The organism is uncultured Dialister sp. (genome assembly GCF_937959425.1).
Lineage (GTDB): Bacteria > Bacillota > Negativicutes > Veillonellales > Dialisteraceae > Dialister.
In genome coordinates, this window is record NZ_CALGPS010000210.1 from 1 (window position 1) to 3,855 (window position 3,855).

Annotated in this window: 2 protein-coding genes; both read left to right on the forward strand. The window is 57.3% G+C overall.

All coding sequences use genetic code 11. The annotated features are described in order from the left end of the window. Positions 1-1,402: 1,402 nt before the first annotated feature. The gene (locus Q0482_RS08890; RefSeq protein WP_299145570.1) at positions 1,403-2,707 is read left to right on the forward strand and encodes a hemolysin family protein; all 1,305 of its coding nucleotides are present in this window, start codon (positions 1,403-1,405) and stop codon (positions 2,705-2,707) included. Beyond that, on the forward strand, positions 2,694-3,329 hold the full coding sequence (locus Q0482_RS08895) for a hypothetical protein (protein ID WP_299145572.1): 636 nt from the start codon (positions 2,694-2,696) through the stop codon (positions 3,327-3,329). Before Q0482_RS08890 ends, Q0482_RS08895 begins: the two co-directional genes overlap by 14 nt. Positions 3,330-3,855 lie beyond the last annotated feature (526 nt).

The window sequence follows — 3,855 nt, forward strand, 5'->3', positions numbered from 1 at the left end:
GGTTCTGTGAGGGGCGGACAGAGTAATCTGATTCCGTCTACTCGACTGACGCGCCTATGGCGCGAGGGTTGTGGTGGGCGCCTTTTAATTCATTGAAGGCGCCAGTATAAATAAAACCGTACAACCGCCCTGGCGGGCGAAGGAAAACAGGGAGCCGCCTTTCAGGCGGGAAAACCATACAACCGCCCTGGCGGGCGCTGGAAAAGCGGCACCCCTTTTGGTGGCTGCGCCACCACCTTCTTCCCCCGCTAAGTTCGGTCGGGCGACAAAAGGAAAGCGCCCTTATGGGCAGGCTAGGCGCCTTACTTCGCCTGACTTGCACATCCTATGCAGGATGTGCACATTGTCCCTATGGGTACTCAGCATTGTGCTACATGACTCTACAGGAAAGCGTAGAGCAGCCTATTCTCCCCCCCTGAATAGGGTGGCAAGCGAACTTGGTTCGTAGGGGAGCAAAGCGACCTGAGAACCAAGTGAGACGCTTTCCCGTGGAGGGAGTCCGGCGCAGCCGGATAGGGGGTGGCCGCCGACGGCGGCCAATTCAGCAGAATGCTTAGCGTCATTTATGCAGCAGGAAGGCATTCCCGCAACGTCTTGCGTCCCCTTGAGGGGAAGAGGGCCGCGTTAGCGGCGCAGGGGTGTACGAGGGCAAGAATGACAATGATATTTCAAGCGCTCCTTTCTGCCTAAAGGCAGCATTCTACCGGGAGATTTCTCGGCTCCCTTTCACTGGCTCCATGAAACTACGGATTCATACCGGCTGGTACCACCGCTCGAAATGACGGGGGAGCCATAGTGACACAAAAGCAAGCTCCGTAACGCTGACTTCATATTCATTGCCGCGCAGCGGCAATCCACAACCCTCGGGCCCAAAGGGCCCGTCAAACCTAAGAACCTTCAGAACCTTAAGAACCTTCGGGCCCTGCGGGCCCGCCCCCTTTGGTGGCTGGCGCCACCACCTTCCCCCCAGCTTCGCTGGTGGGACTATGGGTGCTGTGCATTTGTGCCACATGACTCTGCAGGAAAGCGTAGAGCGGTTTATTCTGCCCCCTGAATAGGGGGAAGTCCGGCGCAGCCGGATAGGGGGTGGCCGCCGACGGCGGCCAATTCACCGAAAGGTTTAGCCATGATTTAAGCAGCAGAATGAGCGTCCCCGTAACGCTGATTTTATATTGCGCCCGTAGGGCGCCACCACAACCCTCGGGCCCAAAGGGCCCGTCAAACCTAAGAACCTTACGAACCTTAAGAACCTTCGGGCCCTGCGGGCCCGCCCCCTTTGGTGCCTTACGGCACCACCTTCCCCCCAGCGAAGCTGGGGGGACAATAGGCTGGTTGGAGGAACCCATTTAATAACAAGGAGGAATGTCCTATCAGTACCGATATACAGTGGCTGGCGCTGTCTATGGCAGCGGCCCTGGCTGCTTCGTTTCTGAATTATAAAAACACACTGGTCAATTTTTCCTTTGCCCGCATGCGGAAGAAGTATATCGAAGACAATGACGAGCAGGATCCGGAGCTCATCCGGAAGGTGGCGCCTTTTTACCAGCGCACCAGCCAGATTCTTGGGGGCACCCAGGTGGCTTTTGTGATATACTGCGGCATTTTTGCCATCAGTCTTCTGGGTATGGTGTATTTTGGCCACAATCTGCTCATTCCTCTTATGGGAGAGGAGTTTTACTGGGCGGTGGATCTGCTGCTGGGCGTCCTGGCGGTGGTGCTGATAACGGCCTACTGGACCGCCACCATCCTCTATCCCGGCACCCGGGCGCTGGTGGAACCGCTGCCTATTCTGGCGTCCCACCGGTGGGTGGTGCACTGGAACCGCCGCCTCTTCAAGCCGGTGGTGCAGGTCGGCCTTTTCCTGGTGCGCCGCATTTTCCGCCTTCATAAGGTTCCCTTCCGCAATGAGGTCAATTTCACCTATACGGAGGATGAAATCCGCTGCATTGTGGAGGAAAGCAACAGGAGCGGCAGGCTGAACGCCCTGGAGAATACGCTTATCAAAAATTCCTTCGATTTCTTCGACCTTATGGCCCGGGATGTCATGATTCCCCGGAATAACATGGTGGTTCTGGACTACAATGATGACATGGAAACCATGCGCCGGGTGATTTCAAAGGCCCATCACACCTGCTATCCCCTGTGCATGGACGACAAGGACCAGATTCTGGGGTTCATCCATGTGAAGGATTTCATGGAAAGCCTGCTTCACGGGGCGGGCAATGTGAAGAATATCGTGCGGGAAATCCTGACGGTACCGGAGGTCATGCCGGCGCCGTCGCTGCTGCAGCTCATGAAGAACCGCCGCATTTACCTGGCGGTGGTGGTGGATGAGTACGGCGGTACGTCGGGCATGGTGACCCTGGAAGATCTGGTGGAGGAGCTCATCGGCGAGATTCCCCAGTCCGTGGATACCACGCCCTATGAAATCCTGCGCATGAAGGACGGCACCTACGAATTTGACGGCACCGTCATCCTGGAAGATGTTTCGGACCGGCTGGAAATCGACCTGTCCGGCGAGGATATGAACGCCACCATCGGCGGCTTCGTTTTCTCCCATCTGGAACGGATCCCCAAGGTGGGGGACCACGTGGACTTCTCCGGCTGGCGCTTCTCTGTGCTCCGCATGGACGGCTTCCGCATCGTCCGGGTGCGGGCGGAGAAACTGGGGGATAAGGGAAAGGAAGAGAAACATGAGGGAAATTAAAAGCGGCGAAGCCATTGTGCTCCACAGCAGTCAGGGGAGAGAGGGGGGAAAGACCCTCTCCCTTTTTACTGCCTCCATGGGCCCTGTGCCTATGATCCTTCCCAGAGCCGTCATGACCCGCTGCGGCAGCGGTCTCACCGCCCCCTTTGCCATCATCCGTTTCACCGCCTCTGTGGAAGATGATTTTGCGGTCCTCAGTCAGTATGAGGGCCGCTTTCTTTTTGACATGATGAAACTGCCCTATGAAGAAATGACCTACTGGTTCTATGTCATAGAGCTCACGGAAAAACTTTTCCCCCAGCGGCAGAAAGACGACGGCGCCTACGACACCCTCCTCCATGCCGGCGCCGCCGGAGCCGTTAGAAACAGCCTTCCCCTCTGCTTCATGACCGCCGTCAAACTCCTCGCCCTTGCCGGCTTCGACGCCGCTTCCGAGGAAGAAACAAGGCAGCTGACGGAAGAAGCGAAGACACTCCTGAAGGACCTTCGAGATTACCGATGGAAGGGGCCCTTAAGCCGCCCTATCTCCAGAAAGACCTTCCACGAAGCCGCCGCCTATGTGGACGACTTTGTGGAAAGAGTGTGTGATATAAGGTTGAATACGAAAGGGGCGTTCCTGTAGGGGGGCGCCAGCCGCTAGGCGGCTGGGATCGGGATCGGGATCGAGGATCGAGGGGCCTGCCGCTGCGCGGCAGAGGGGCATATGGCCCTGTGCTAACGCACGGGCCAAGGGTTGCATCGCTGTCGCTCAGGGGGCAAAGGCCGTGGTGGGCGCCCTTTTGAAATATAGGGGCGCCAGGATGATAAAACCAAACAACCGCCCTTACGGGCGATAGAAAAGCGGCACCCCCTTTGGTGCCTTACGGCACCACCTTTACCCAAAGGGAAGCATGTCACTGGATTCTCAGTCGCCCAAGGGCTCCCTACGAATCCAGTTCCTTTGCCACCCCGCTAAGTTCGGTCGGGCGACAAAAGGAAAGCGCCCTTATGGGCAGGCTAGGCGCCTTACTTCGCCCGACTTGCACATCCTATGCAGGATGTGCACAGTGTCCCTATAGACGCTCAGCATTGTGCCACATGACTCTACGAAAAATATAGAGAGGCTTATTCTGCCCCCTGAATAGGGGGAAGTCCGGCGCAGCCGGATA

Bases quoted from the DNA above. Each gene is read 5' to 3' on its own strand.
- Q0482_RS08895 (WP_299145572.1), top strand. From the start codon at position 2,694: ATGAGGGAAATTAAAAGCGGCGAAGCCATTGTGCTCCACAGCAGTCAG.
- Q0482_RS08890 (WP_299145570.1), top strand. From the start codon at position 1,403: ATGGCAGCGGCCCTGGCTGCTTCGTTTCTGAATTATAAAAACACACTG.